At 66.8% G+C, this 24,292-nt stretch carries 26 protein-coding genes; 14 read left to right on the top strand and 12 right to left on the bottom strand.

Annotation, left to right across the window (positions count from 1 at the left end):
* Positions 1-133: 133 nt before the first annotated feature.
* The 3 genes from B047_RS0100485 to B047_RS0100475 all read right to left on the bottom strand — a co-directional run bounded on the left by B047_RS0100485 (position 134) and on the right by B047_RS0100475 (position 3,075).
* Positions 134-1,399: an ABC transporter substrate-binding protein gene (locus B047_RS0100485; protein WP_018464998.1), complete on the bottom strand. Its 1,266-nt coding sequence runs from the start codon at positions 1,397-1,399 to the stop codon at positions 134-136.
* A 47-nt stretch (positions 1,400-1,446) separates the two neighbouring features.
* Complete coding sequence (locus B047_RS0100480) at positions 1,447-2,286, bottom strand: MurR/RpiR family transcriptional regulator (protein WP_018464997.1); 840 nt, start codon at positions 2,284-2,286, stop codon at positions 1,447-1,449.
* A gap of 93 nt (positions 2,287-2,379) precedes the next feature.
* Positions 2,380-3,075, bottom strand: a complete 696-nt coding sequence (locus B047_RS0100475) for an N-acetylmannosamine-6-phosphate 2-epimerase (protein WP_052605983.1) — start codon at positions 3,073-3,075, stop codon at positions 2,380-2,382.
* 77 nt (positions 3,076-3,152) lie between these two features.
* On the opposite strand from B047_RS0100475, the gene nagZ reads away from it, so the two are divergent.
* From nagZ to B047_RS0100445, 6 genes are all read left to right on the top strand, one after another.
* A complete protein-coding gene (nagZ, locus tag B047_RS0100470; protein WP_026234445.1) occupies positions 3,153-4,679 on the top strand; it encodes a beta-N-acetylhexosaminidase in 1,527 nt (508 codons plus the stop codon).
* Positions 4,680-4,772: 93 nt separating this feature from the next.
* Positions 4,773-5,735 (top strand): quinone oxidoreductase family protein, encoded by a 963-nt coding sequence (locus B047_RS0100465; protein ID WP_018464994.1) that lies wholly within the window; start codon positions 4,773-4,775, stop codon positions 5,733-5,735.
* 224 nt (positions 5,736-5,959) lie between these two features.
* Positions 5,960-7,822 carry a molecular chaperone DnaK gene (gene dnaK / locus B047_RS0100460; protein ID WP_026234444.1) on the top strand — a complete coding sequence of 621 codons (1,863 nt, stop codon included), beginning with the start codon at positions 5,960-5,962 and terminating at the stop codon, positions 7,820-7,822.
* A 68-nt stretch (positions 7,823-7,890) separates the two neighbouring features.
* Positions 7,891-8,454 carry a nucleotide exchange factor GrpE gene (locus B047_RS0100455; RefSeq protein WP_018464992.1) on the top strand — a complete coding sequence of 188 codons (564 nt, stop codon included), beginning with the start codon at positions 7,891-7,893 and terminating at the stop codon, positions 8,452-8,454.
* 88 nt (positions 8,455-8,542) lie between these two features.
* Positions 8,543-9,421, top strand: coding sequence for a DnaJ C-terminal domain-containing protein (locus tag B047_RS0100450; protein WP_018464991.1), 879 nt, complete (start codon positions 8,543-8,545; stop codon positions 9,419-9,421).
* Between the two features lie 8 nt (positions 9,422-9,429).
* A complete protein-coding gene (locus B047_RS0100445; RefSeq protein ID WP_018464990.1) occupies positions 9,430-9,672 on the top strand; it encodes a chaperone modulator CbpM in 243 nt (80 codons plus the stop codon).
* A gap of 28 nt (positions 9,673-9,700) precedes the next feature.
* Here the strand turns inward: B047_RS0100445 and B047_RS0100440 are convergent, their stop codons facing one another.
* From B047_RS0100440 to B047_RS0100425, 4 genes are all read right to left on the bottom strand, one after another.
* The gene (locus B047_RS0100440) at positions 9,701-11,710 is read right to left on the bottom strand and encodes a bifunctional diguanylate cyclase/phosphodiesterase (RefSeq protein WP_018464989.1); all 2,010 of its coding nucleotides are present in this window, start codon (positions 11,708-11,710) and stop codon (positions 9,701-9,703) included.
* A gap of 107 nt (positions 11,711-11,817) precedes the next feature.
* On the bottom strand, positions 11,818-12,051 hold the full coding sequence (locus B047_RS0100435) for a hypothetical protein (protein ID WP_018464988.1): 234 nt from the start codon (positions 12,049-12,051) through the stop codon (positions 11,818-11,820).
* An 8-nt stretch (positions 12,052-12,059) separates the two neighbouring features.
* On the bottom strand, positions 12,060-12,755 hold the full coding sequence (locus B047_RS0100430) for a molybdenum cofactor biosynthesis protein (protein ID WP_018464987.1): 696 nt from the start codon (positions 12,753-12,755) through the stop codon (positions 12,060-12,062).
* On the bottom strand, positions 12,745-13,671 hold the full coding sequence (locus B047_RS0100425) for a hypothetical protein (RefSeq protein ID WP_018464986.1): 927 nt from the start codon (positions 13,669-13,671) through the stop codon (positions 12,745-12,747). The genes B047_RS0100430 and B047_RS0100425 overlap by 11 nt, the downstream gene beginning before the upstream one ends.
* Before the next feature lie 266 nt (positions 13,672-13,937).
* Here B047_RS0100425 and B047_RS0100420 point away from each other — a divergent pair, with 266 nt between their 5' ends.
* The 3 genes from B047_RS0100420 to B047_RS0100410 are packed head-to-tail and all read left to right on the top strand — an operon-like array spanning position 13,938 to position 16,532.
* Complete coding sequence (locus B047_RS0100420) at positions 13,938-15,305, top strand: ammonium transporter (RefSeq protein ID WP_018464985.1); 1,368 nt, start codon at positions 13,938-13,940, stop codon at positions 15,303-15,305.
* Between the two features lie 11 nt (positions 15,306-15,316).
* A complete protein-coding gene (locus tag B047_RS0100415; RefSeq protein WP_026234443.1) occupies positions 15,317-15,667 on the top strand; it encodes a P-II family nitrogen regulator in 351 nt (116 codons plus the stop codon).
* Positions 15,668-15,710: 43 nt separating this feature from the next.
* Entirely contained in the window at positions 15,711-16,532 is an 822-nt protein-coding gene (locus tag B047_RS0100410) for a hypothetical protein (protein WP_018464983.1), read from the top strand.
* On the opposite strand, the gene B047_RS0100405 is transcribed toward B047_RS0100410, so the two are convergent.
* A complete protein-coding gene (locus B047_RS0100405) occupies positions 16,529-16,942 on the bottom strand; it encodes a hypothetical protein (protein WP_026234442.1) in 414 nt (137 codons plus the stop codon). The genes B047_RS0100410 and B047_RS0100405 overlap by 4 nt on opposite strands.
* Before the next feature lie 105 nt (positions 16,943-17,047).
* Between B047_RS0100405 and B047_RS0100400 the strand changes: the two genes are divergently transcribed.
* The 5 genes from B047_RS0100400 (at position 17,048) to msrA (ending at position 20,434) form a co-directional block, all read left to right on the top strand.
* Positions 17,048-17,491 (top strand): YbaN family protein, encoded by a 444-nt coding sequence (locus tag B047_RS0100400; protein ID WP_018464981.1) that lies wholly within the window; start codon positions 17,048-17,050, stop codon positions 17,489-17,491.
* 239 nt (positions 17,492-17,730) lie between these two features.
* Positions 17,731-18,369 carry a lysophospholipid acyltransferase family protein gene (locus tag B047_RS0100395; RefSeq protein WP_018464980.1) on the top strand — a complete coding sequence of 213 codons (639 nt, stop codon included), beginning with the start codon at positions 17,731-17,733 and terminating at the stop codon, positions 18,367-18,369.
* Between the two features lie 92 nt (positions 18,370-18,461).
* A complete protein-coding gene (locus tag B047_RS0100390; protein WP_018464979.1) occupies positions 18,462-18,755 on the top strand; it encodes an HU family DNA-binding protein in 294 nt (97 codons plus the stop codon).
* A 128-nt stretch (positions 18,756-18,883) separates the two neighbouring features.
* Positions 18,884-19,792: a ribokinase gene (gene rbsK / locus B047_RS0100385; RefSeq protein ID WP_018464978.1), complete on the top strand. Its 909-nt coding sequence runs from the start codon at positions 18,884-18,886 to the stop codon at positions 19,790-19,792.
* An 87-nt stretch (positions 19,793-19,879) separates the two neighbouring features.
* Entirely contained in the window at positions 19,880-20,434 is a 555-nt protein-coding gene (gene msrA, locus B047_RS0100380) for a peptide-methionine (S)-S-oxide reductase MsrA (RefSeq protein ID WP_018464977.1), read from the top strand.
* On the opposite strand, the gene B047_RS0100375 is transcribed toward msrA, so the two are convergent.
* The 4 genes from B047_RS0100375 to B047_RS0100360 are packed head-to-tail and all read right to left on the bottom strand — an operon-like array spanning position 20,409 to position 24,159.
* Positions 20,409-21,524 (bottom strand): DegT/DnrJ/EryC1/StrS family aminotransferase, encoded by a 1,116-nt coding sequence (locus tag B047_RS0100375; protein WP_018464976.1) that lies wholly within the window; start codon positions 21,522-21,524, stop codon positions 20,409-20,411. The two genes, msrA and B047_RS0100375, sit on opposite strands and share 26 nt — an antisense overlap.
* Before the next feature lie 10 nt (positions 21,525-21,534).
* Positions 21,535-21,984 carry a sugar 3,4-ketoisomerase gene (locus tag B047_RS0100370; protein ID WP_018464975.1) on the bottom strand — a complete coding sequence of 150 codons (450 nt, stop codon included), beginning with the start codon at positions 21,982-21,984 and terminating at the stop codon, positions 21,535-21,537.
* Positions 21,981-23,159: a glycosyltransferase gene (locus tag B047_RS17100; RefSeq protein WP_052605980.1), complete on the bottom strand. Its 1,179-nt coding sequence runs from the start codon at positions 23,157-23,159 to the stop codon at positions 21,981-21,983. The genes B047_RS0100370 and B047_RS17100 overlap by 4 nt, the downstream gene beginning before the upstream one ends.
* A 13-nt stretch (positions 23,160-23,172) precedes the next feature.
* A complete protein-coding gene (locus B047_RS0100360; RefSeq protein WP_018464974.1) occupies positions 23,173-24,159 on the bottom strand; it encodes a glycosyltransferase family 2 protein in 987 nt (328 codons plus the stop codon).
* Positions 24,160-24,292 lie beyond the last annotated feature (133 nt).

Below are 24,292 nucleotides of genomic sequence, written 5' to 3'. Positions count from 1 at the left end.
TTTCCGCGGCAGGTCGTGCCCAAGCGGGGCTTTGCAAGGCAGGTGAAGGACCGCAGTCATAAGTTCCCTGGCGGGTGGCCGATAGCCCATAGCCAAAATCTCCCCTCTCGCTATGAGCCACCGGCCACCACGCTTACTTAGCGTTGGCGTTCCAGAAGGCCACCGCATCGTCGAGGGCCTGCTTGGCGCTCTTCTTGCCCAAGAAGGCAGCCTCGATGTTGTCGTTGAAATTCTTGAAGATGTCGTCGGTGTTCTTCGGGGGCTTGAAGCCAGGGTTGATGAAGCGGCCCGAGCCCGAGACCATGCCCTTAGCGACCTCGATGGGGTCGTTGGGGTCTTTGGGTCTGAGGTTGGGGTCGTTCTCCGAGCCGCGCGCCGTCGAGACGATGGGCACCACGTTGGCGAACTTGACCTGGTTGGCGCGGCTGGTCATGAAGCTGGCGAAGAGGGCGGCCTCGCGCTTCTTGGTCGAGGCCTTGGGGATGACGAGGGCCATGGCCCCGCCGGTCTGGACCTTGGCGGCACCCAGGGGTGCGGCGACGACCTTGGTTTTCTTGTAGAGCTCAGGGTTGGACTCCTTGACGCGGTTGAGCGACTGGGGCCCGCCGATCATGATGGCGACCTTGCCCTGGCTGTAGAGCTCGTTGGTGAGCTGGAAGGCCTCTTTGCGCAAGAGCTCCTGTGGGATGACGTCGGCTTTCATAAGGTCGATGTACTTCTGCAAGAGCGCCACGTGGGCGGCGGAGTTGAAGTTGGCCTTGCCCTGCGCGTCGTAGATCGACAGGCCCTCGAGGAAGAAGCGGCCCAGGAAGCTCGCACCGTTGGGGTCCTTGACCGGGGGCAGCCAGCCATAGGCCCCGGTGGCCTTCTTGATCTTCTCCGAGGCGGCGAGCAGGTCGTCGGTGGTCTTGATGCTGCTAGGGTCCACGCCAGCCCTAGCGAGGAGCTCGGGGTTGTACATCATCACGCCCTGATCCACCCAGCCGTACCAGGGGAAGCCGTAGGGCTTGCCGTCGACGGTGAAGATGCTGAGCACGTTGGGGTAGTAGGCGTTCTCGAGCGCGGCCTGAGTGGTGAGTTCGGTGAGCGGGGTCAGCAACCCGTTCTGCGCGGCGGCGAAGGTGGAATCCTGCCAGAGGTTGACCACGTCGGGGGCTTTGCCCAGCGCGATCGCGGCGGTGAGGTCGCGCTCCATGGTGTCCTGCTTGTCGACCCACTTGACCTTGACGGTAGGGTTGGCCTTTTCGAAGTCGGCGATCACCCCCTTGATGTAGTTGTCGAAGTTAGGGCTGAGGTAATACGTCCAGAACTCAATCTCCACGGTTCTCTGCTGGGCCAGGCTGCCTAGGCCCAGCAGCCCCAAGCCCAACACCCCTGCTGTGAGTAGCTTCTTGACCATATCCTCCTCCTGAGCGTGCCTACGGGCATAGCCCGAAAAGCCAAGGGCTAATAGTTGCGGTCGGCCACCGCCGCCGCCGTCTTGGCGATGTGTTCGGAAGAACGCGGGTGGCGCAGGGCCACCAGGGTGTAGAGCAGGTCGAGCAGCAAGAGCTGCCCCATCTTGGCGCTCACCGAGCCGCCGGTGAGGGGCGACTCGGCCACGGGGGTGGTGAGGGTGAAGGTGGCGGCGCGGGCCAGCGGGCTCTTGGAGCGGTGGGTGATGGCCACGGTGGTGGCCCCGGCCTGCTGGGCGAGCTCGAGCGCCTTGACGGTGTCGATGGTGGTGCCCGAGCGGGAGATACCCACCGCCACCGCCTGCGCATCGAGGGTGCTGGCCGACATGGCCGCGAGGTGGGGGTCGGGGTAAGCCTGGGCCATGTAGCCCAGCCGCAGGAACTTGTAGGCGAAGTCCATGGCGGTCACACCCGAAGCGCCCACGCCGTAGAACTCCAGTCGCCTCGCACCGAGGATGCGCTCGACCACCGCCTCCACCGCCGCCAGGTCGAGCATGCGCACGGTGTCCTCCAGCGCCTGGCGGGCGTGGTGGGTGACGTACTCGAGCACCTCCGGCGCGGTGCGGGGGTTCTCCTGCGGCCTGAGCCCCACCGGGTTGGCCGCGAGGTCGGAGGCCAGGGCCAGCTTGAACTCCTGGAAGCCGCTGAAGCCCAGGTCGCGGCAGAAGCGGATCACGCTGGCCTCGGAGGAACCCGAGGCCTCGGCCACCTCCACCACGGTCTGGTAGAGCAGTTGCTCGGGGTTCTCCCGCACGTACTCGGCGATCTTCCGCAGCGCCGGGGTGAGCCCCTTGCCCACGGAGCGCAGGGAGGCGAGGGCGCCGTTAGGCATAAGCACCCCCCACGGGGTCGATTGCCAGAGACAGTCGAGGGCCAGGACGTCTTGCGTCTTGCGTACGACCCCCTTGCATCGGGCGCCCAGCCTTCACCCCGCCACCTTCCCTTCCGCCAGCGCGTCCACGAAGGCTTTGGTCAGGAGCTCGATGCGGGTGAGCGCGGTGCCCACGGTCACGGCGAAGGCCCCGGCCTCGAGCGCGGCCCGCGCCTCCTGGGGGGTGGCGATGCGGCCCTCGGCGATGGTGCGCACGCCGCAGGCGGCGAGCCGGCGCACGAGCTCGAGGTCGGGGCCGGCGAGCCTGGGCGAGTGGTCGGTGTAGCCGGAGAGGGTCGAGCCCACGAAGTCGGCGCCCAGGCGGTGGGCCTCGAGGCCCTCCTCGAGGGTGGAGACGTCGGCCATGGCCAAACAGCCGTGGGCGTGGACGGCCGCGATCAAGTCGGCCACCGGCACCGGGCGCGGGCGCCGGGTGGCGTCGAAGGCGATGATCTCGGCGCCGCGGTGGGCCAGGGCTTCCACGTCGGCGAGGTGGGGGGTGATGTAGACGGGCGAGTCCCCCACCTCCTTTTTGAGCAGCCCGATGATGGGCAACCGGGTGACGGCGCGGGTGGCCTCGAGGTCGGCCAGGCCCTCGATGCGCAGGGCCACGGCCCCGCCAGCCTCGGTGGCCTGGGCCAGGGCCGCCACCAGGTGGGGCCGATCTAGGGGCCCTCCGCGTACGGGCTGACAGGACGCGATGAGCCCGCCTTGCAGGCGTTGGGGGATACTGGACGTGTCCCTGGGCATGGATGGCCTCTCCTCTGAAGTGTCGCTCTACCCAAGAAGCTAGTACTTGAAGTAAAGTTTTGTCAAGAGGAGTCAATATGGATAAAACATTACATCTTGCCGGACGCCTGATGGGCGTGGACATCCCCACTCCCGCGCTCGACGACGCCACCCGCGCCCACCTGGCGAAGTACCGCTTCGGCTCGGTGTGCCTGTTCCGCAAGAACATCCAAGACCGGCAGCAACTCGCCCGGCTGGTGGCCGAGCTGCGCGAGATCCTGGGCCCGGAGTGCCTCATCTCCATCGACCAGGAGGGCGGCGCGGTGCAGCGCACCACCGACCTGCCTGAGGCCCCCGCGCCCATGGCCATCGGCGCCACCGGCGACGCGGCTCTGGCCGAGGCGGTGGGCGGCGCGGTGGGGCGAGCCTTGATCTCGCTGGGCATCAACTGGAACTTCGCCCCCAGCCTCGACGTCAACACCAACCCGCTCAACCCGGTCATCGGCGACCGCAGCTTCGGCTCCGACCCCGCTAAGGTGGCCGCGCTGGGGCTGGCCTGGGCGAAGGGCCTCGAGCAAGCCGGGGTGATGGCCTGCGTCAAGCACTTCCCCGGCCACGGCGACACCCACCTCGACTCGCACCTGGCTCTCCCCGTCGTCCAGAAGCCCCGCGCCCTGCTCGAGCGCCTGGAATTCCTCCCCTTCCGGCGGGCGGTGGCGGCGGGCGTGGGCTCGTTCATGACCGCACACATCATCTACCCCGAGCTCGACCCCGATTACCCCGCCACCCTCTCTCGGCGCATCCTCAGCGGGCTGCTGCGCCAGGAGTGGGGCTACGACGGGGTGGTGGTCACCGACTCGATGGACATGAAGGCCATCACCCACTTCAGCCCCGACGCCGGCGCGGCGGCGGTGCGGGCCTTCGTCGCCGGGGCCGACATGGTGCTGGCGCTGGGCCCCAAGCCGGTCCAGGCCGCCCAGGCCGAGGCCCTGGCGAAGGCCATCGCCGACGGGAGCATCTCCCGCGAGCGCCTCGAGCAGAGCCTGGAGCGGCTGGCCAGGGCCGCCCAGGCCTTCCCCGGTACCCCCCGCCCCTACCGCGCCCAAGCCGAGGCCGCCGACCGCACCCTGATGAAGGAGGCCGCCGCCCGCAGCCTCACCCGCTACGGCCCCGTGCGCCTGCCCCGCCCCGCCGACCGCATCCTCTTCGTCGCCCCCGACGTCGCCCCCGGCGAGAGCGCCTACGAGAACGGCCCCGCCGCCCAGGACCTCGCCCGCCGCCTAAAGGAGCGCTTCCCCAGCCTCCGCACCCTCGCCTACCCCCGCCAGCAGCCCCAGGCCATCCTGGCCTCGGCCCAGGCCGCCGCGAAGGAGTCCGACTTCATCCTCTACGTCTCCACCAGCCGCCAGCAGCTCTCCCCTGCCGAGGCCGAGCTGGCCCAAGCCCTCTTCGCCCTGGACAAGCCCGCGCTGCACGTGGCGCTGTGGAACCCCTACCACGTGCAGGTGGTGCGCCAGCCCGCCCTCATCACCTACGGCTGGCGCCAGCCCACCCTCGAGGCCCTGGTCGAAGCCCTCAGCGGTGCCGAGGCCCCGGGAAAGCTGCCGGTGGAACTGGCGGAGTGAGACGCTGAACGTCGAACGCGAAACGCCGATTGTAGGGGCGGGCCCCCGTGCCCGCCCCGCCTCGACCACCGCCCCAAACGGTAAGCTTTAGGCATGAAAGCCATCCGCATCCACACCCCCGGCGGCCTCGAGGCCATGCAGCTCGAAGAGATTCCCGTGCCCGTGCCCGGTGAGGGGCAGGCGTTGGTGCGGCTCGAGGCCGTGGGGGTCAACTTCATCGACGTCTACAAGCGCTCCGGGATCTACAAGCTGGACACGCCTTTCACCCTGGGCGAGGAAGCCGCCGGGGTGGTCGAGGCGGTGGGGCCCGGGGTGAGCGGGCTGCGGCCCGGCGACCGCGTGGCCTACGCCAACGTGATGGGGGCTTATGCCGAGTACGCCGTGGTCCCGGCCGATAAGCTCGTGCGCGTGCCGGAGGGCCTCGACTCCCGCAGCGCCGCCGCCTTGATGCTGCAAGGCATGACCGCACACTACCTCGTCAAGAGCACCTACCCCCTCAAGGTGGGCGAGACCTGCGTGGTCCACGCCGGGGCCGGCGGGGTGGGGCTCTTGCTGATCCAGATGGCCAAGATGGCCGGCGCGCGGGTGATCGCCACCGCCTCCAGCGAGGAAAAACGCGCCCTGGCCCGCGAGGCCGGGGCCGACCACAGCCTGCCCTATGAGGGCTTCGATCAGGGGGTGCTCGAGCTCACCGGCGGCAAGAAGGCCGACGTGGTCTACGACGGGGTGGGCCAGGCCACCTGGGAGGGCAGCCTGAATAGCTTGCGGGTGCGGGGCATGCTGGTGCTCTACGGCCAGTCCAGCGGCCCGGTGCCCCCCTTTGACCCCCAAGTGCTCAACCGCAAAGGCGGCCTCTACCTCACCCGCCCCTCGCTGTGGCACTACACCCAAGACCGCGCCGAGCTCGAGTGGCGCGCCGGCGAGGTCCTGCACTGGGCTGCCGAGGGGCAGCTCAAGGTACGCATCGGTGCCCAGTTCCCCCTCGAGCAAGCCGCCCAGGCCCACGCCAAGCTGCAGGGGCGCGAGACCAGCGGCAAGGTGCTGCTGGTCCCCTGAAGCAGCCACGGGGTGTAGGGTAGCGGTGACGGGCGCGGGGTAGCTTGCAGCCTGCAGTTATGGCTTTACCCATCAACTTGATATAACTACGCTCAACTCTATTGACATTGATCTCTTGAGAAGTTAAGCTTAGGGCTAGTGAGCTAGCCTCAGTCCTTCGCAGCCGGTGGATTGAGGATAGTGTCCGCAGGCCGTAGGGCTTTAAAGCAGTGAGGTGACCTTAAATGGCTAAAGCAGTGGGAATTGACCTGGGAACCACCAACAGCGTGATCGCCATCATGGAAGGCGATAAACCCGTGGTCCTGGAGAATACCGAAGGCAGCCGCACCACCCCCAGCGTGGTGGCTTTCAAAGGCTCTGAGACTTTGGTGGGCCAGATGGCCCGCCGCCAGGCCGCCCTCAACCCCGAGGGCACCGTCTTCGAGATCAAGCGCTTCATTGGGCGGCGCTGGGAAGAGGTAACCGAGGAGGCCAAACGCGTGCCCTACAAGGTGCAGCAAGGGCCCGACGGGGGCGTGCGCGTGGAGATCGGGGGCAAGCTCTACACCCCTGAGGAGATCTCGGCCATGGTCCTGCGCAAGCTCGTCGATGACGCCTCCAAGAAGCTGGGCGAGCGCATCACCAAAGCCGTGATCACGGTGCCGGCTTACTTCAACAACTCCCAGCGCGAGGCCACGGCCAACGCGGGCAGGATCGCCGGTCTCGAGGTGCTGCGCATCATCAACGAGCCCACCGCCGCGGCGCTGGCCTACGGCCTGGACAAGAAGGGCAACGAGACGGTGCTGGTCTTCGACTTAGGCGGTGGGACCTTCGACGTAACCATCCTCGAGATCGGCGAGGGGGTCTTCGAGGTCAAGGCCACCGCTGGCGATACCCACTTAGGCGGCTCCGACATGGACCAGGCCATCGTGAGCTGGCTGGTCGAGGAGTTCAAAAAGGAGTCGGGCGGCGTGGACCTGCGCGGCGACCGCCAAGCCCTCCAGCGGCTCATCGAGGCTGCCGAGAAGGCCAAGATCGAACTCTCCGGCACCCCTGAGACCACCATCAGCCTGCCCTTCATCGGGCTCGACCCCGTCACCAAGACCCCCATCCACCTCGAGAAGAAGCTCACTCGCGCCAAATTCGAGGAGCTCATCGCCCACCTCCTCAAGCGGGTGCGCCAGCCGGTCGAGCAGGCCCTCAAGGACGCCGGGCTCTCACCCAGCCAGATCGACGAGGTGCTGCTCGTAGGCGGGGCTACCCGCGTGCCGGCGGTGCAGCAGATCGTGCGGGAGATGCTGGGCAAGGAGCCCAACCGCTCGGTCAACCCCGACGAGGTGGTGGCCCTGGGGGCGGCGGTGCAGGCTGGGGTGCTCACCGGTCACGTCGAGGATGTGGTGCTCTTGGACGTGACTCCCCTGTCGCTGGCAGTGGAGACCAAGGGCGGCGTGGCCACCGTGCTCATCCCCCGCAACACCACCGTGCCCACCCGCAAGAGCGAGATCTTCACCACCGCCGAGCACAACCAGCCCGCCGTGGAGATCCACATCGTCCAAGGCGAGCGCCCCATGGCCGCAGACAACAAGAGCCTGGGTAAGTTCCGCCTCGAGGGCATCCCGCCCATGCCCGCAGGCATGCCCCAGATCGAGGTCACCTTCGACATCGACGCCAACGGCATCCTGCACGCCACCGCCAAGGAGAAGTCCACTGGCAAGGAAGCCAGCATCACCATCCAGAACACCACCACCCTCTCCGAGGCCGAGATCGATCGCATGATCAAGGAGGCCGAAGCCAACGCCGAGGCCGACCGCAAGCGCAAGGAGCATGCCGAGATCAAGAACCAGCTCGACACCGCCCGCATCCAGGCCGAGCGCGTGATGGGCGAGAAGCAGAGCACCCCCGAGGCCAAGAGTCGCCTCGAGGCTGCCGTCAGCAAAGCCAAGGATCTCATCGAGCGCGATGCCCCCGACAGCGAGCTCTCCGCGGCGCTGCAAGAGCTGGCCAACGCCCTGCAGGCCTACGAGCAGGGGGCCACGGTGGGCGCCACCGCCGGTCAGAGCAGCAAGCCCGACGACGTGATCGACGCCGACTACAAGCCGGCGGACTGAACGCCGATCGCCGATAGCTGATAGCCTGTATTCGAGGCTATCGGCTGTCGGTCATCCGCGAGGAAGTTATGGAAGAGACCAAAAACACCCAATCTGTCGAGGCCGCTGCGGAAACCCCCGTCGGCGAGACCCAGCCCAACATCCCGGAGGTCGAGCGGCTGCGGGCTGAGCTGGAGGTGCTTCAGGCCGAGCTACAAGCCGCCAAGGACAAATACATCCGTCTGTACGCCGACTTCGACAACTTCCGCAAGCGCAGCGCCACCGACCTCGAGGACGCCCGCAAAAGCGGCGAGCTGAGGGTACTCAGGGCCTTGCTGCCCATCAGCGACGACCTCGAGCGGGCGCTGGGCTTTGCCCAGGCCAAGCCCGAGGACCTCATCCCCGGCGTCAAGGCGGTGCTGGAGAACTTCAAGCGCACCCTGACGAGCCTGGGGGTCGAACCCGTTCCCGGCGTGGGCTCCGACTTCGACCCGCGCTACCACGAAGCCATCGGGATGCTCGAGGGCGAAAAGGACAAGGTCTTACACCTCTACCAGGAGGGCTACCGCTACGGCGAGATGCTGGTGCGACCCGCCCGGGTCGTGGTGGGGAATGGGGCGGGTCAGGAGGAGCCCAAGGCAGATGGCTCATAGCCGATAGCTCTGTACCTCGTGGGAAGCTTCCCACGGGGGCCGGTTAGAGGGAACTCAGCTCTGCAGCGATCGGCTACCGGCAAGCTTTATGGCCTACAAGGACTACTACGCCATCCTCGGAGTCTCCAAGAACGCCTCGGCAGACGAGATCAAGAAGGCGTTCAAGAGGCTCGCCCGCAAATACCACCCCGACGTCAACAAGGATCCGGGGGCCGAGGAGCGCTTCAAGGAGATCAACGAGGCCTACACGGTGCTCTCCGATCCCGAGAAGCGCCAGTTCTACGACCGCTACGGCTCCGAGCCGGGCCAGGCCCGCTGGCAGGGGCCGCCGCCGGGGCAGGGCGGCTTCGGCGACTTCTCCGACTTCTTCCAGCAGCTCTTCGGCAACTTCGCCGAGCGCGGAGCGGGGGGCTTCGGGGGCTTCGAGGATCTCTTCGGGAGCGTGCGGAGGGGGCCCCGGACCCGCGTGAGCGAGCGACGCGACCTCGAGGCCGAGCTCGCTTTGAGCCTAGAGGAAGCCTACCGGGGCGGCGAGAAGCTGATCTCGGTGGGCAACGAGCGGCTGAACGTGCGAATTCCTCCCGGCGTGCGCGAGGGGCAGAAGATCCGGCTGGTGGGCAAGGGGCGTGCGGGCGGGGACCTCTACCTCACCGTGCGCCTTCAGTCCAGCCCCACCCTGCGGCTCGAGGGCGACGACATCTACGTCAGCGCCGAGGTACCCGCGCCCGTGGCGGTGGTGGGAGGCAACGTGCGGGTGCCTACCCTCGACGGCCCCGTCGAGCTCCACATCCCCAAGCACAGCCAAACAGGCCGCAGGCTGCGGCTCAAGGGCAAGGGTTGGCCCCGCAAGGACGGCAGCCGGGGTGACCAGTACGTCGAGCTTCGCTTGGTGGTCCCCACCGATCCCAGCCCCGAGGAGGAGAGGCTTTACCAGCAGTTGGCCGAATTGCTCAAGGCGAAGCAATAGGAGGGAAGATGCTGGTGCGCAGCGAGCTATACAGCCTCGAGGCCATCGCCAGCGAAGGGCTTTCCCCGGCGGCGGTGCACGGCTACGTACAGATCGGTTTCGTCGAGCCGATGGAAGCCAGCGGCCAGTGGTACTTCAAGCTTGAAGACCTCCTGCGCATGCGCCGGGCCGAGCGCATCCGCCGCGATCTGGGGGTCAACCTCATCGGAGCGGCGCTGGTGGTGGAGGTGCTCGAGCGCACGGGCCGCTGAGCGCTCCCGCCCTCACCGCCGGCTGTGCTCAGCTTCCGATGCCCCACACCAACAGGGCCCCCAGGTCCTCGGCGGGCACCGGCCAACCCAGCAGGTGTCCCTGACCGAAGTCACAGCCCATCTCCTTGAAGCGGGTGAGCTGGCTCTGGTCCTCCAGGCCCTTAGCAATGGCCTTGGCCCCAATGGCGTGGGCGATCTCAATAGCGGCTTTGGCCAAAGCCGCGTTGTCGGGGTTGGCGAAGAGGGGGGAGAGCTTGATCCAGCCCAGCGGCAGGCGCTTGAGCTGGTCCATGGGGATGGGGCTGGTGCCGAAGTCGTCGAGGGCGATGGTCACGCCCATCTCCCTGAGCAAGGCAAGGGTGCGGATAGAGGCCTCGAGGTCCCACAGCAGCGCCTCCTCACGCACCTCGAGCACCAGGATCTCCGGAGCCAGGCGTTTGGCCTGCAACAGGTCTTGCAGGCGGGTGGGGAAGGCGGGGTCGGTGAGGGTCTCGCCGGAGAGGTTGAGGCTGAAGTAGGCGTTGACGCCGGAGGGACGCCACAGCGCGGCCTGCTCGAGCACCCGCTCTAGGGTCCAGCGGTCTTGCACCACGATCAACCCGGCCTGCTGGGCGGTGCCTAAGAACTCGCCCGCCTGCTTGGGCTGGCCGCGCCCGCGCGGCCAGCGCACCAAGGCCTCGACGGCGATGAGCTCGAGGTCGGACAGGCGCAGCACGGGCTGGAAGTGCAGGGTCAGGTTGTCGCGGGTGATGGCCTCTTGCAGTTCGGAAGCACCCGGTGTCAGCAAGCGGATACCCCCGCCGTCCTCCAGAGCCTGGGTACAGGCCTGCTCGGCCCGCTCCCACAGCTCGGGTACCGCGCTGGCGTCTTGCGGGAAAATGGCGATGCCGATGGCTATCTTGAAGCTGTGGCCCAGCGCCGAGCGCAGGCGCTGGAGGATGCGCTGGGCCACCCGCGCGGCCCCGCTGGCCCAGCGGATCTCCGACAGCAGCAGGGCGTAGCCCTGCGCGCCCAACCAGGTGATGGCGTCGGAGCTGCGCAGACACGAGGCGATCTCCCTGGCAGCAGCCTCGTTCTGGCCGGGAAGCAGCCCTTCGATCTGCAGGCGCACCAAACCCACCATGCGCCTGTGGCGCCCGGCCAGGGCGATGGAGTGGGCGATCTGGGCCTCGAACTCCGGCAACCTGAGCCCGATGCTCTTGCGCGACTGGAGCACCACCCGCGGGCCCTCGCCCAGCGGCTGGTAAATCTGGCGCTCGAAGAGATGACCCAGGGCCAGCGCGAGCACTTCCTTTTCGGCGCTCCAGCTACGGGGCTGGACGTTTTCCAGCCACAGTACCCCCAGTACCCCGCCTTCGCCGTGGAAGACGATCTGCTGCATGGACTGAACGCCCCAGGTGGTAAGCATCCCGCGCAGCTCGGCCACCCGGGCGTCGGTCTTGGCGTCTTCGACCGTGATGAGCAGGGTGCGCTCGAGCGTGGCGAAGTACACCGGATTGTCCTGCGCGGTGATCAGTCGCTCGGGGGTGTTGATCTGGGGGTAGCGGGCCGCCAAGCGCAGGTGACGGGTATCGGGGTCGCGTATCCACAGGCTGAGGCTCTCCAGGCCCAGCAGCTTCAAGGTGGCTTCCCCCAAACGGGGGAGGGCCTGCTCGAGGGAGGCAAACTGACCCTGGGCCAGTTGCAACACCACCCGCTGCCAGGAATCTTGCGACTGGGAGCCCCCTCCCACCTCTTGGCTGTCGGCCAGCAGCGATTGCAGGGATTCGATCAGGGCCAAGCGGGCCCGCTCGTTGAGGTTGTAGCCCCTGTGGCCCAGGTGCAGCCGGGGCGCAGCCCACACCAGGCGGTTGCTGACCCACGACTCCCCCGTCAGCAGGTGCAACAGCAGCTCCTGGGCTTCGGGCGCGCGCAGCACCGTGCCGGCGGAACCCCCCAGGCGTATGGCCATGCCCTCGGCGAGCTCCTGGTGTTCGATCAAAAGGGTCGAACCCTCAATCGAGAGCGGTGCGAATAGCTTCCAATTGAACTCATTCACCCGAGGCCCCTCCAGGAGATACAGCCCGACTTATCCTCCCAGTGTATTCGGGGTTTCGACCTCGCAATGGTCAAATCCGACACGGCCTCTCCCAAAAGCCAGTATCATTAACGATTAGCCCCCCTCAAAGCCCCGCCCCAACCGGCCAGCAGCCCTATCAGCAGCAACACCAGCCCGACGGGAAGGGGCTTGGCCAGCACCCCGCACAGCAACCCGGCCAGCGCCAGCCCCGCGGCCACCCGGGAGCGCCCCGCACGCCAGGCCCGCATGCTCATGTAACCCAGCAGCGCGGGCAGGAGCCAGAGCGCCAGGCGAATCACGACGAGGGTGAGCTCGGTCATCGCGCCCCCTAGAGCTTCAGACCCTCAGGGGCGAAGCCCTCGACCCAGTGCGAGCCGTCGGGCGAGAATTCCTTCTTCCACACCGGCAGGATCTGCTTGACCCGTTCGATGGCGTAGCGACAGGCCTCAAAACCCTCGAGGCGGTGCGGCGAGGAAACCACGATCAGGATGGAGGCTTCCGCCGGATCCACCCGCCCCGTGCGGTGCCACAGCGCCACCCGGCCCAGCACCCAGCGCTCGCGCATCTCGGCGATGATCCGCTGCATGACCCGTTCGGCCATGCCAGCATAGGCTTCGTACTCCAGATAGGCCACCTCCCGGCCCTTGTTGGGGCTGCGGGTGGTGCCCAGAAAGCTCACCACCGCCCCATAAGGCGGGGCGCTGGCCCAATCCACCCAGCGTTGCAATTCCAGCGGTGCTTCGCTGAGGCCCCAACTGTCGCGGGTTCCCTGCACATTTGCCGCGCTGCCCCCGGACACCGGGGGCAGGAAGGCCAGTTCGTCGCCGTTGGCCAGGGGGTGCTCAGGTGGGCGCAACTCCTGGTTGACGGCGGCCAGGCCCTGGGCAAGGGAAAGGCCGGGGAAGCGGGACTCGAGAACTCGCTGGGCGTCGCGCACCGTCGCACCCTCGGAGAGCTCGAGGGTGGTCTTGCGGGTACCGGCCTGCTCGCGGAAGAGGGCGAAGAAGTGGACTTCAACTCGCATAACGATCCTTACCCATGTACACCTGGCTCAGCCCGAAGGCCACCGAAAGGGCCTGGGGGTAGCGCATGCGCAGGGGTCCCAGCAAGGAGAGCTCTCCCACCGCCTCTCCCAGCGCCACCCCAGCCTGCACCAGCGAAACCCCCTCGATCTCGCCCACCCGCACGTTGAGGCCCCCCGGCGGGGTGAGGGGCTCATTGCCCGGAGCCTCGAAGAGCTCGAGGGCGTGGCGCAGGAACACCGGATCCATGGCTTCGGGTTCTCCCAGCAACAACCCCATCCCCTCGCGGTACTCCGTCAGTTCGTCCTGGGTAAAGGCCCGCTTGAGGGCTTCGAAAAGCTCGCGCATGGCGGGGGTGTCGCCCGAGCGGGGCTCGAGCACCACCTGTCCCCGTAGGCGACCTTCGGCCTCGGCGAGCTGAGCCTCGCTGGGAGCGAAGCTCAGGTCCAGACGCGCCTCCCGCACGCGCCCTCCCTCGAGCACCGCCACCGCCAGCACCTTACCCCCACCCAGCGACGACAGGTGAACCTGCCGGATGCGTGAGGGACGCTGCAGGCGCAGCCGCAGCAGGGCAGGGTAGCCCGAGAGCCTCGAGGCCACCTGCACCAGCAACAGCTCGCGCCGCTCACCGGCGCCGCTCATTATCAGCGCCAACCGCTCGAGGGTGGCCTGGGGCAACAGCTCGGGCGGCAGCTTGGAGAGGGCGTAGTGGCGGAAGCCCTGCCGGGTGGGCACCCGCCCCGCCGAGGCGTGGGGCTTGGCGATGTAACCAGCTTCCTCGAGCTCGATCAGCTCGTAGCGCACCATCGCCGGGGAGAGCCCGAGCCGCTCAGCCAAGATGCCCGAGGGCACCGGGGCCTGGCCCTGGATGTAGCTCTCCACCAACAGATGCAACAGGGTGCGCTGCCGCTCGGTCATGCCAGCCTCAGTTTACGCACCCGCCTTGGGGTTGTGCAGTGACAGAAGTATCGATCCACAAAGCCCATGACCCCACAGGTATACCAACGCCTAGGTTAAGTGGTTGTGTACACAAATTACCGCACATCTGTCCAAAAATATAGTGACATATTGCCAAAATTTGGGGAATAAATCACTGCAACTTAATGCTAATTTGGTATATTGATACAAAAAAGATTGACAATTTGCACATCTCCTGCTAGCCTTTGGGCCATGGAGGTGAGGGGATGAAGAAGCTTCGTTTATTGGGGGCTTTAGCGGTAGGGGCGGGCTCGGTCGCCCTGGCACAGGATCCGGAGCTATCCGCCGCCGACACGGCCTGGATGTTGGTGGCTACCGGCCTGGTGCTGCTCATGACGCCGGCTTTGGCCTTCTTCTACGGCGGCCTGGTGCGTTCCAAGAGCGCGCTCAACACTATGATGATGAGCTTCGTGGCGCTGGGCTTCGTAGGGGTGGCCTGGGCGCTGGTGGGCTACTCGATCGCGCTGAGCCCGGGCGGCAACAACTTCATCGGTGATCTGCACTTCGCTTTTCTGCACGGGGTGAGCCTGGAGAACAAGGGCGCGGTGGCTGCCATCACCATCCCCCACCTGTTGTGGATGGCCTTCCAGGGCACTTTCTGCATCATCACGGCAGCGCTGGTCTCAGGTTCCATCGTCGAGCGCATGCGCTTTCCGGCCTACTTGCTCTTCATGACCCTGTGGAGCGTGGCGGTCTACGCCCCGCTGGCCAAGTGGGTGTGGGGTGGCGGCTTCCTGGCCGACCTGGGCGCTTGGGACTTCGCCGGTGGCACGGTGGTGCACATCAACGCGGGCATATCGGGCCTAGTGGCGGCGCTGGTGCTGGGGAGCCGCAAGGACTTCGGACGCCAGGCTATCCTGCCTCACAACGTACCCTTCGTCCTGCTGGGGGCTGCGCTGCTGTGGTTCGGCTGGTTCGGCTTCAACGCCGGAAGCGCCTGGGGCGCGAGCCAGAGCGCTTCCATCGCCTTCGTCAACACCATGCTGGCGCCGGCAGCCACGCTGGTGATGTGGGCTCTGCTAGACCTCACCCGCACGGGCAAGGTGACGGCAGTCGGCGTGGCAACGGCCATCGTGGTGGGCCTGGTGGTCATCACCCCGGCAGCAGGCTATGTCTCGGCTACCTCGGCCCTGCTGATGGGGGCCATCGGGGCCTTCCCCAGCTACTTCGTCATGCTGTGGCGGGCCAGGAGCAGACTCGACGACTCGCTGGACGTGTTCGCGGGTCACGGCATCGGCGGCATGACCGGCGCCATCCTGACCGGAGTATTCGGCCAGAAGGTAATCGCCGGGGTGGAAGTGGGCTACTTCAACGGCCTGCTCGCGGGTAACCCCCAGCAGGTGCTGATCCAGGCCTTCGCGGTGCTGATCGCGGTGGGGTACAGCGCTCTGATGACCTTCATCCTGCTCAAGTTGGTCGGGGTGATCACCCCCCTCAGGGCCAGCGCCAAGGACGAAGCTACGGGGATGGACGTCACCCAGCACGGCGAAGAAGGCTACACCAGCGGCGAGGGCGCCATTCTGGTGCTGGAGTCCGGCGAGCCTAGGGGCAAGCCCGCCGCGGCCAAGGGCTAAGGGGGTTGAGGATGAAACTGGTAGTGGCGATTGTTCGTCCGGAAAAAGTCAACGACGTGCTCGAGGCCCTCTACAAGGCCGAGGTACGGGGCCTGACCATCTCCCGCGTGCAGGGTCACGGCGGTGAAACCGACGAGGTGCAGACTTACCGGGGCACCACCGTCAAGGTGGAGCTGCACGAGAAGGTGCGCTTCGAGATCGGGGTGTCCGACTCCTTCGTAGCCCCCACCGTGCGGGCGATCATGAGCGCAGCCCGCACCGGCGAAGTAGGCGATGGCAAGATCTTCGTGCTCCCCGTCGAGAAGGTCTATCGCATCCGCACCGGCGAGGAAGATACGGCGGCCGTGACCCCGGTAGCCTAGTCGCTCAAGGCCCATACCCCTCGAGTCCCGGTAGACTCGAGGGGTGTTCGCCTTTCTCTTCGTCGACGGGTTGGGGCTCTCCGCCGACCCCCGCAGCCCGCTGCGGCAGTTGGAACTGCCCACCCTGCGTGCCCTGACGGGCGACTTCTCCCCCGCCGCCCGCGACGCACCCGGCGTGGCCTACCGCGTCCTCGACGCCAATCTGGGCTTCGAAGGCCTGCCGCAATCGGCAACCGGACAGACCACGCTGCTCACCGGCACCAACGCCAGCGCCCTGCTGGGCTACCATCAGGGGCCGCATCCGGGCCGGCGGCTGCAGGAGCTGCTGCGCGAGCAAAGCCTACAGGTGTGGGCCGCGCGCCAGAGGCTGAGGGTGCTGCACGCCAACGGCTATCGCCAGGAGTACCTCGAGCGCCTGCGGGCCTCTAGGCGCAATATGTTCTCGGCCTTCGCCTTCGCGGCGGCGGCGGCGGGCCTCGAGCTCTTACCCCTGGGCGACCCCAGGGCCGTGCCCCCGGCCTTCTGGCCCGATCCCGAGCGCTCCGGCGAGCGCTTCGCGGCAATGGCGCTGGAACACGACCTGGTGCTTTTGGAGAACTGGTCCCTCGACTACTCGGCCCACCGCGAGCCCGAGCGCCTGAACGAGCGCTTTACCGAACTCGACCGCTTCGTGCGGGGCTGGCTCGAGGCCGGCCTCGAGGCCACCTTGCTCACCACCGCCGACCATGGCAACGCCGAAGAACCCTGGCACCCCTCACACACCCGCAACCCAGTACCCCTGCTCGTGCTGGGCCCCCGAGCTTCCACCGTACCGCCCATGGGTTCTCTGGCAGACGTGGCTCCGTGGGTGCGGGGGCAGTTCTAGACCCCGTAAGCCCGACGGTTCTCCCGCCACAGCAGCCAGATCAGGCCGAGAATGGGCTGCACCAGGGGCAAGAAGCCGTAGTCCCGGCCAAAGTAAGACCAGGCCGTGTGACCGATCGCCCCGGGCTGTAGCAGGGTCAGGCTACCCACCAGCAGTACCCCCATGATCTCAAAGCTCAGCAAGCCCACCGCCAGCCGCCAGGCCGCGGGTTTGCGGACTATAAAGCCCAAAGTGGCCAACAAGTAGCACAGCGCCGCCACCGTGGTGATAGTCGGAGCGAGGTAATCGCTCACACCGGGTTTGCAGCAGAGTTGGTATACCCCCCGTGCGCCGGTTGAAAGCGCCAGCAACGGATAGGAAACGGCCAGGATTTGCCCGATGGCCCGGATAAACTGGGGCGAAAGACTCATCCGGGGCATCTAATCACCGCACTTGGGGGACAAACGTCCCAAATTGTTCCACCCCAATGCCGTAGCCTCGAGCCCGTAGACTGTTGAAGACTTTGAGGCGAGCCTATGCCCGAGCGCGAAGCGTCCACCCCCGAACCCGCCCTCACCCCGCCCGCCGAGGCCGTCCTGGCCCAGCCGATCCGCTGGGTCTGGATCGGGGTGGGCTTTTTCTTCGTCGCCCTGGGCTTCATCGGGGCCTTCCTGCCCGTGATGCCCTCGACGGTGTTCTTCATCATCGCCGCCTACTGCTTCGCCCGCGGCAGCCGCCGCTGGCTCGAGTGGCTGCTGGCCCTGCCGAAGGTGGGCCCCCTGGTGCGCGACTACCGCGCCGGCAAAGGCATGCCCCTGCGCGCCAAGCGCATTGCCGCCTCCATGTGCTCGGTCGCCGTGCTCCTGAGCAGCGTCGCCGTTGAATCCTGGGCCGCTCGAGCCCTGGCCCTCGCCCTGGGCGTAGCAGGCGTCTGGTTCATCCTCTTCCGGGTGCCGACGAGGGAAAACCGTAAGCCGTAAGCGGTCAGCTTTCAGCCGTCAGCGGTAATCGGGAGGCCCGTGGTCCGTGGCTCGTGGTAAACCCCCCCCGCCGCCGGGGAGGGTTTATCCCCCCTGTCCCCCTTGCTAAGGGGGGTAAAAAAGGTGCGCTTTGCGTACGACGTACGACGACGCAGGACGTACGGCCCGCGCCCGGCGTTCGGCGTTCGGCTATCGACCATCGACGCCCTGCCTCCCACATTCCACGGTAATCTAATCGCATGATTTACGCGATCTGCAAAGCATTGGCCTATTTCCTGCTGCGCGTGCTGTTCGGCCTGCGGGTGGAGGGGGCGGAACGGGTGCCCAAAGATGGCCCTGTCATCCTGGCCTCCAACCACCTTTCCTTCCTGGATCCCATCGCCGTCGGCTCGGTGTGCCCGCGGCCCGTGGCCTTCATCGCCCGGGCCGACCTTTTTCGTTACCCGGTGCTCTCCTGGTTGCTGCCGCGGCTCTACGCCATCCCGGTCGAGCGTGGCAGCAGCGACCTGGGCGCGATCAAGGCGGCCATCCGGGCCTTGAAGGCGGGCCTGGCTTTTGGCATTTTCCCCGAAGGCCATCGCAGCCGCACGGGCAGGCTCGAGCCCTTCAAGACGGGGGCAGCCTCCATCGCCATGCGAACCGGAGCCAGGGTCGTCCCGGTAGCCATCATCGGCAGCGATAAAGCCTGGCCCGTGGGCAGCGCTCCGCGTTTGCGTAAAAACATAACGGTGATTTTTGGCGATCCCATCACACTGCCCGACAAGAAGCTTGATCACCAGGGGTTGGAGGAGGTTACACGTCAGCTCGAGGCCATGGTTGCGGCACTTCTACCGCCTGAGTACGTAGGCATGGGCAATTCGGAGTCCGTTCGCTCTTAACATAAGAGCCGGGAAGCCCCATCAGATGCTTGCATTTCTCTCTCATGGTGTGCTACACTCCGTCCTGAAGGGAAAACTAAAGGAGGTAATGCATGGCGAAGAAGACCACCAAGACCAAAGCCGATCTGATCGACCAAGTCGCTGCGGCCTCTGGCCTGAAGAAGAAAGACGCTAAGGCTGCCGTGGACGCCTTCTTGTCCAAGGTGGAAGCTGCGCTGAGCAGTGGCCACAAGGTCCAGCTCACCGGCTTCGGCACCTTCGAGGTGCGCTCCCGCAAGGCTCGCACCGGCGTGAAGCCCGGCACCACCCAGAAGATCAAAATCCCCGCCTCCAAGTATCCGGCCTTCAAGCCCGGCAAGGCGCTCAAGGAGAAGGTGAAGAAATAAGGTTCCAGTAACCTTGGTTTTTCCTTCAAGCGGGGGAGGCCAACCTCCCTCGTTGCTTTCCCAAAGTATTCGGTAGGGCCGGCCCAATGGCCGGCCCTGAAATACTGACACCGGGTAAGCTATCAGCTATGGGCATCGTCGTCGTCGGCAGCCTCAACATGGACCTGGTGGTGAAGGTTATGCGCCACCCCGTGCCGGGTGAAACCCTGCTGGGCTCGGACTACGAGAGCTACTTCGGCGGCAAGGGGGCCAACCAGGCCGTGGCTGCGCAGCGCATGGGCGGCAAGGTGCGCATGATCGGGCGGGTGGGCAACGATGGCTTCGGCGAGCGCATCAAGACCCACCTCAAGGCCCAGGGCATCAACGTCAACGCCACCATCTGCATCAATGCCCCCACCGGCGTGGCCTTCATCAGCGTGGATAAAGCGGGGCAGAATACCATCATCGTCTCGCCGGGGGCCAACTCGCGCCTCAAGCCAGAAAATCTCTCCCCCATCGAGTTTGAGCACACGGCAGTGGTGGTGTTGCAGCTCGAGGTGCCCCTCGAGACCGTACGCCGCGCCGCCCGAATCGGGCGCGAGAGCGGAGCCCGCGTAATCCTCAACGCCGCTCCCGCCCTGCCCCTCTCCCCCGCCGACTTAGCCCTCTTTGACGTCCTGGTAGTCAACGAGAGTGAAGCTCAGGCCTATTCCGGGCTGGCGGTGGATTCACCCGCGAGCGGCCTCGAGGCCGCTCGCAAGCTTCGCCAGCACTGCCCCACGGTGATCGTGACCCTTGGGGCGCAGGGCGCGGTCTGGGCCAGCCCCGAGGGCGAGGGGCATCAAAGCGCCTTCGCGGTGCAAGCGGTGGACGCCACCGCCGCCGGGGACGCCTTCATCGGGGCGCTGGCGGTATCGCTTAGCGAGGGCAGGAGCCTGGAGCGGGCCATCCGCCTGGGGTCCGCCGCCGGGGCGCTGGCCGTGACCCGGCCTGGAGCCCAGAGCTCGCTGCCCACCCGCCTGGAAGTCGAGGCCTTCCTGAGCGAGCGCAACGCCTGACGCAGCTCAGCGGCACCCGACCCTTGGCGCAGGGCAATGGTCGGCTATCTTACGTAGCCAAGCGGCTCCAAGTTTCAAGATGGGGCCATGAGTCGCTACGAGGTGGCAACGCTGGGCGGGGGCTGTTTCTGGTGTCTCGAGGCCGTCTATGACGAGCTAAAGGGCGTGGTAGACGTGGTCTCGGGCTACAGCGGGGGGCACGTGGTCAACCCCAGCTACGAGGAGGTCTGCGGCAAGAAGACCGGCCACGCCGAGGTGGTGCAGCTGACCTTCGACCCCGCCGTGGTGAGCTATCGGGAGCTGCTCGAGGTCTTCTTCACCATCCACGACCCCACCACCCTCAACCGCCAGGGCAACGACATCGGGCCGCAGTACCGCTCGGTCATCTTCTACCACTCCCCCGAGCAGAAGGCCACCGCCGAAGCCGTGATGGCCGAGCTCGAGGCCGCCAAGATCTGGGATAACCCCATCGTGACCGAGTTGAAGCCCTTCGAGGCCTTCTATCCTGCCGAGGACTACCACCAGGAGTACTTCAAGCGAAACCCCTACCAGCCCTACTGCACCTTCGTGGTCGCACCCAAGGTGGGCAAGTTCCGCAAGAAGTTCTACGACCGGCTCAAGAAAGCGTCAACGACCCCCTGAAGCTGCGCACCGCCTCGACGACGTACTCGGCCTCTTCCGGCCTGAGCTGCGGTCCCAGCGGCAAGGAGAGTTCTTGGGCGTGGATGCGCTCGCTTAGGGGAAAGTCGCCGGACTGGTAGCCCAGGTCGCGGTAAGCCTCCTGCAGGTGGGGCGGGATGGGGTAGTGGATGAGGGTGCCCACGCCACGCTCGGCCAGGTGCTTTTGCAGCGCGTCGCGCTCGGGGGAGAGCACGGCGAAGATGTGCCAGACGTGTTCGGCGTAGGGAGCGGTCTGGGGTAGGGTGAGGCCGGTGTCCTGGAGGGCCTCGAGGTAGTAGGCGGCCAGGGCGCGGCGGCGCGCATTCCATTCGTCGAGGTACTTGAGCTTGACCCGCATGGCGGCGGCGTGGATGGGGTCGAGGCGGGAGTTGACGCCCTTGACCTCGTTGACATACTTGACCCTCGAGCCGTAGTTGCGCAGCAGCCGGATGCGCTCGGCGAGCTCGGGGTTATCGGTGGTGACGGCCCCGCCGTCGCCCAAGGCACCCAGGTTCTTGTTGGGATAGAAGCTCCAGGCCACCACGTCGCCGTGGGCGCCGATGCGCCGGCCCTTGTAGCGCGCGCCGTGGGCCTGGGCAGCGTCTTCCAGCAGCCACAGCCCGTGCCTGCGGGCGATCTGGAGCAAGGGGTCGAGGTCGGCGGGCTGACCGTAGAGGTGCACGGGCAGGATGACCCTGGTGCGCTCGGTGATGGCCGCCTCCACGCGGGCGGGGTCCAGGTTGTAGCTGAGCATCTCCGGCTCCACCGGCACCGGGGTCGCGCCCACGTAGGACACCGCCAACCAGGTGGCGATGTAGGTGTTCGACGGCACGATCACCTCGTCGCCCGGTCCCACCTCCATGGCCCGCAGCGCCAGGTAGAGCGCGTCCAGGCCGTTGGCCACGCCCACGCAGTGCCGGGCTCCGACGTAAGCGGCGTACTCCTGCTCGAAAGCCTCCACTTCGCTACCCAGGATGTACCAGCCGCTGCTCACCACCCGGCTCACGGCCTCGTCGAGTTCACGCTTGAGTTCTTGGTAAGCCGATTGCAATTCAAAGTAGGGAATCTTCACCTGAGCCCCCTCACTGCAACTGCCGCGAAGCCTCTAGGAATTCCTGGTAGTCCTGGTAGTAATCCCCCGCGTCGTAGGGCCTCGAGGCCAGCACCAAACACACCGCGCCCGAGGAGAAGTCCTCGATCTCGCGCCAGATCATGGGGGGAAGGTAGAGCCCGAAGTAAGAGCGGTTGAGGAAGTAGCGCTGGCGGGTGCCGCCGGAGTCCACCACCACCGTAAAGGAGCCCGAGACCGCGATGAGGAACTGCTCGGTGGTCTTGAGCGCGTGGCCGCCGCGGCTCTCGCCGCCGGGCACGTCGTAGAGGTAGAAGACCCGCTGGATTTCGAAGGGCACGTGGCGGCCCCCCTCGATGAAGGTGAGGTTGCCCCTTGGGTCGGGGATCTTGGGCAACTCGATCATGCGCACGTCCTGCAGGCGAGCTCTCTTGGGTGGGGGGGCGGGGTTGCTCTTGCTCATGGGGACACCTCTTGGCGCAGGACCGCAGGCCCTCCCGAAGGAGGATCGTCCCCTGCGGTAGGGGTGGTGAAGCCGGCGCGCTCGAGCACGATCTCCTCTACGCGGGCGATGTTCTTCGCGTCGTCGAAGCGGGCGCGGGCGTAGGCCAGCGCGCCCCGGCTCATGCGCTCCAACAGCTCGGGGTCGGCGATGAGCCGGGCGAGGGCGTCGCTCAGGGCCTGGGGGTCGTTCTCGGGGACCAGGATCCCGGCCTCGGGCGGGGTGAACTCGGCCATGCGCCCGATGTCGGAGGCCACCACCGGTAAGCCACAGGCCATAGCCTGCCAAGTGGCCGAGGAGAGCTGCTGGGTCCAGATCTTGCCGCTGATGCTGGGCATCACGAAGACGCTGGCCGCGCGCAGATAATCGGGCAGTTCGACGTTCTTGACGGTGCCGTGGAAGATGATGTCCTCGCCGTAGCCGGTGGAGCGGGCCTGGGCCTCGAGCTTAGCCCGCTCCGGACCGTCGCCCACCAGGGCCAGCGTGGCCTGAAGGCCGCGGTCGCGCAGCCGCTTGTAGGCCTCGATCAGCACGTGGGCCCCCTTCAGGGGCACCATGCGCCCGACGTTGAGGATCACCGGGTAGGGCTTGGCGTAGCTCACCCTGGGGCCCTCGGGGCTGCACTCGCGCAGGTTGACGCCCCAGGAGCCGTAGAGGTGGTGGACCATCTTCTCGGGCGGCGCGCCGTTTTTCTCCAGGTTGTACTTCGCCCCGCCCTCGAGGTAGAAGACCACCATCGCCCGGCGGAACCACAGGGGCAGCACCCGCTTCATGGGCCAGAGGATGGGCCAGGGGTACTTCTTCTCCAGCGGGATGGCCTCGAGGCTGGCCGTGACCAGCTTGACGTGGGGGTTGAGCAGCAGGTAGAGGAAGGTGGCGCAGAGGTAGGGAAACATCAGCGCCGACATGGGCTCAGGCCCCTGGATGATGTCGGGCCTGATCTCCCGCAGGCGCAAAAACAGCGACAGCGGCGAGCCGAAGCGGCGGGTGCGCTGCTGGAAGTCCTCCTCGCGCAGGTCGTTCCAGGGGGCGCGGTTGTAGAGGTGGTAGATCTCCAGGCGCTTGAAGTGCTCGAGGGGCTGCTCGAGGTCGCGGCGAACCTCGGAGCTGATCATGACGTACTTGGGCTTTCGCATAAGAATAGGTCTCCTACCACTTCCTGCGGCGCTCGGGGTTGCAGTAGTCCCACAACGCGCCCAGCAGGCCAATCTGGTCGAGTACGGTGAAATAGGGCACCAGCAGCAACGTCTTCAGGCCAGCACCCCCCCGCAGCATGTCGCGGTAGCGCGCGCCCAGGGCCATCAGCGCGGGCAGCAGCAGCAGCCAGCCCAGCGGCTTGGGCAGCAGCAGCCCCAGCGGCGCCAGCAGTATCAGCAGGGCGAAGGCCGCGCCCCAGATCAGGGCCGGGCGGTTCTTCTGCCGGTCGTGCACCAGCAGGTTTTTTACCCAGCGGCGCCGGCGCTGGAGGTAGCTTTGGGCCGTAGCGGGGTACTCGCTGGCGATGAGGCTCTCGCGCACGAAGCCGATGGCATAGCCCGCCTCGCGCAGCTTCTTGGCCAGGTGGTAGTCGGTGCCGGTGGAAACGTCCTCGGCGAAGCTCCCGGCCTGCTCGAGCGCGCGGCGGGTGAGGGCGGCGTTGCGGCCTAAGAGGCCCTCGCTCTGGGCGGGGTGGTTGGCGAAGAAGGTGACCTCGCGGGCGCGCTCGTAGTCGGCCAGGGGGTTGCCCGCCTGCGCGGGCAGGGGTTTGGAGCCCCCGGTGACGGCCTGGTAGCGCCCCTCGAGGATGGGCGCGAAGAGCCGCTGCAGCACCTCGCGCTCGAAGAGGCAGTCGGCGTCGGTGAGGAAGATCAGGTCGTGGCGGGCGTGCTTCAAGGCCTCACGCAACGAGCGCTGCTTGCCCATGCCGGGCTTCTGCTCGAGCACCCGTACCCCCTCGCCCTCGAGGGCCTTGGCCCGGAGGTAGGTGTCGTCCTTACCCCCGGCCACCACGATCAACTCGGCCCCCGGCCAGCGCATGGCCTTGAAGCTTTGAATGTGGGCCTCGATTCGCGGCCCCTCACCCCAGGCCGCCACCAGCGCCGTGAAGGGCGGCAAGGTGGGCTGCCTTAGCGTGGCCACAGCGGGCGCTTGCTGCATGAATCCCTCCAAGCTACCCCCAATGCTAGTCGCGGCGGCGTAAAGGCGACGTTATGTCAAATTTGTCGGCCCCTCGACAATGCTCCAAAGAGGTGCTCCGAGCCTCGCCTCGGGATGACCGGACCCGCAACGC

Origin of the sequence: Calidithermus timidus DSM 17022, assembly GCF_000373205.1 — a bacterium.
GTDB lineage: Bacteria > Deinococcota > Deinococci > Deinococcales > Thermaceae > Calidithermus > Calidithermus timidus.
This window is presented reverse-complemented; position numbering and strand designations above follow the sequence as displayed.

Coding starts and splice junctions, on each gene's coding strand:
- B047_RS0100390 (WP_018464979.1), top strand. CDS start 18,462: ATGGCGAAGAAGACCACCAAGACCAAAGCCGATCTGATCGACCAAGTC.
- B047_RS0100425 (WP_018464986.1), bottom strand. CDS start 13,671: ATGACCGAGCGGCAGCGCACCCTGTTGCATCTGTTGGTGGAGAGCTAC.
- B047_RS0100445 (WP_018464990.1), top strand. CDS start 9,430: ATGCTGGTGCGCAGCGAGCTATACAGCCTCGAGGCCATCGCCAGCGAA.
- B047_RS0100435 (WP_018464988.1), bottom strand. CDS start 12,051: ATGACCGAGCTCACCCTCGTCGTGATTCGCCTGGCGCTCTGGCTCCTG.
- nagZ (WP_026234445.1), top strand. CDS start 3,153: ATGGATAAAACATTACATCTTGCCGGACGCCTGATGGGCGTGGACATC.
- B047_RS0100480 (WP_018464997.1), bottom strand. CDS start 2,286: ATGCCTAACGGCGCCCTCGCCTCCCTGCGCTCCGTGGGCAAGGGGCTC.
- B047_RS0100465 (WP_018464994.1), top strand. CDS start 4,773: ATGAAAGCCATCCGCATCCACACCCCCGGCGGCCTCGAGGCCATGCAG.
- msrA (WP_018464977.1), top strand. CDS start 19,880: ATGAGTCGCTACGAGGTGGCAACGCTGGGCGGGGGCTGTTTCTGGTGT.
- B047_RS0100400 (WP_018464981.1), top strand. CDS start 17,048: ATGCCCGAGCGCGAAGCGTCCACCCCCGAACCCGCCCTCACCCCGCCC.
- B047_RS0100475 (WP_052605983.1), bottom strand. CDS start 3,075: ATGCCCAGGGACACGTCCAGTATCCCCCAACGCCTGCAAGGCGGGCTC.
- dnaK (WP_026234444.1), top strand. CDS start 5,960: ATGGCTAAAGCAGTGGGAATTGACCTGGGAACCACCAACAGCGTGATC.
- B047_RS0100370 (WP_018464975.1), bottom strand. CDS start 21,984: ATGAGCAAGAGCAACCCCGCCCCCCCACCCAAGAGAGCTCGCCTGCAG.
- B047_RS0100450 (WP_018464991.1), top strand. CDS start 8,543: ATGGCCTACAAGGACTACTACGCCATCCTCGGAGTCTCCAAGAACGCC.
- B047_RS17100 (WP_052605980.1), bottom strand. CDS start 23,159: ATGCGAAAGCCCAAGTACGTCATGATCAGCTCCGAGGTTCGCCGCGAC.
- B047_RS0100430 (WP_018464987.1), bottom strand. CDS start 12,755: ATGCGAGTTGAAGTCCACTTCTTCGCCCTCTTCCGCGAGCAGGCCGGT.
- B047_RS0100360 (WP_018464974.1), bottom strand. CDS start 24,159: ATGCAGCAAGCGCCCGCTGTGGCCACGCTAAGGCAGCCCACCTTGCCG.
- B047_RS0100395 (WP_018464980.1), top strand. CDS start 17,731: ATGATTTACGCGATCTGCAAAGCATTGGCCTATTTCCTGCTGCGCGTG.
- B047_RS0100485 (WP_018464998.1), bottom strand. CDS start 1,399: ATGGTCAAGAAGCTACTCACAGCAGGGGTGTTGGGCTTGGGGCTGCTG.
- B047_RS0100420 (WP_018464985.1), top strand. CDS start 13,938: ATGAAGAAGCTTCGTTTATTGGGGGCTTTAGCGGTAGGGGCGGGCTCG.
- rbsK (WP_018464978.1), top strand. CDS start 18,884: ATGGGCATCGTCGTCGTCGGCAGCCTCAACATGGACCTGGTGGTGAAG.
- B047_RS0100405 (WP_026234442.1), bottom strand. CDS start 16,942: ATGAGTCTTTCGCCCCAGTTTATCCGGGCCATCGGGCAAATCCTGGCC.
- B047_RS0100415 (WP_026234443.1), top strand. CDS start 15,317: ATGAAACTGGTAGTGGCGATTGTTCGTCCGGAAAAAGTCAACGACGTG.
- B047_RS0100455 (WP_018464992.1), top strand. CDS start 7,891: ATGGAAGAGACCAAAAACACCCAATCTGTCGAGGCCGCTGCGGAAACC.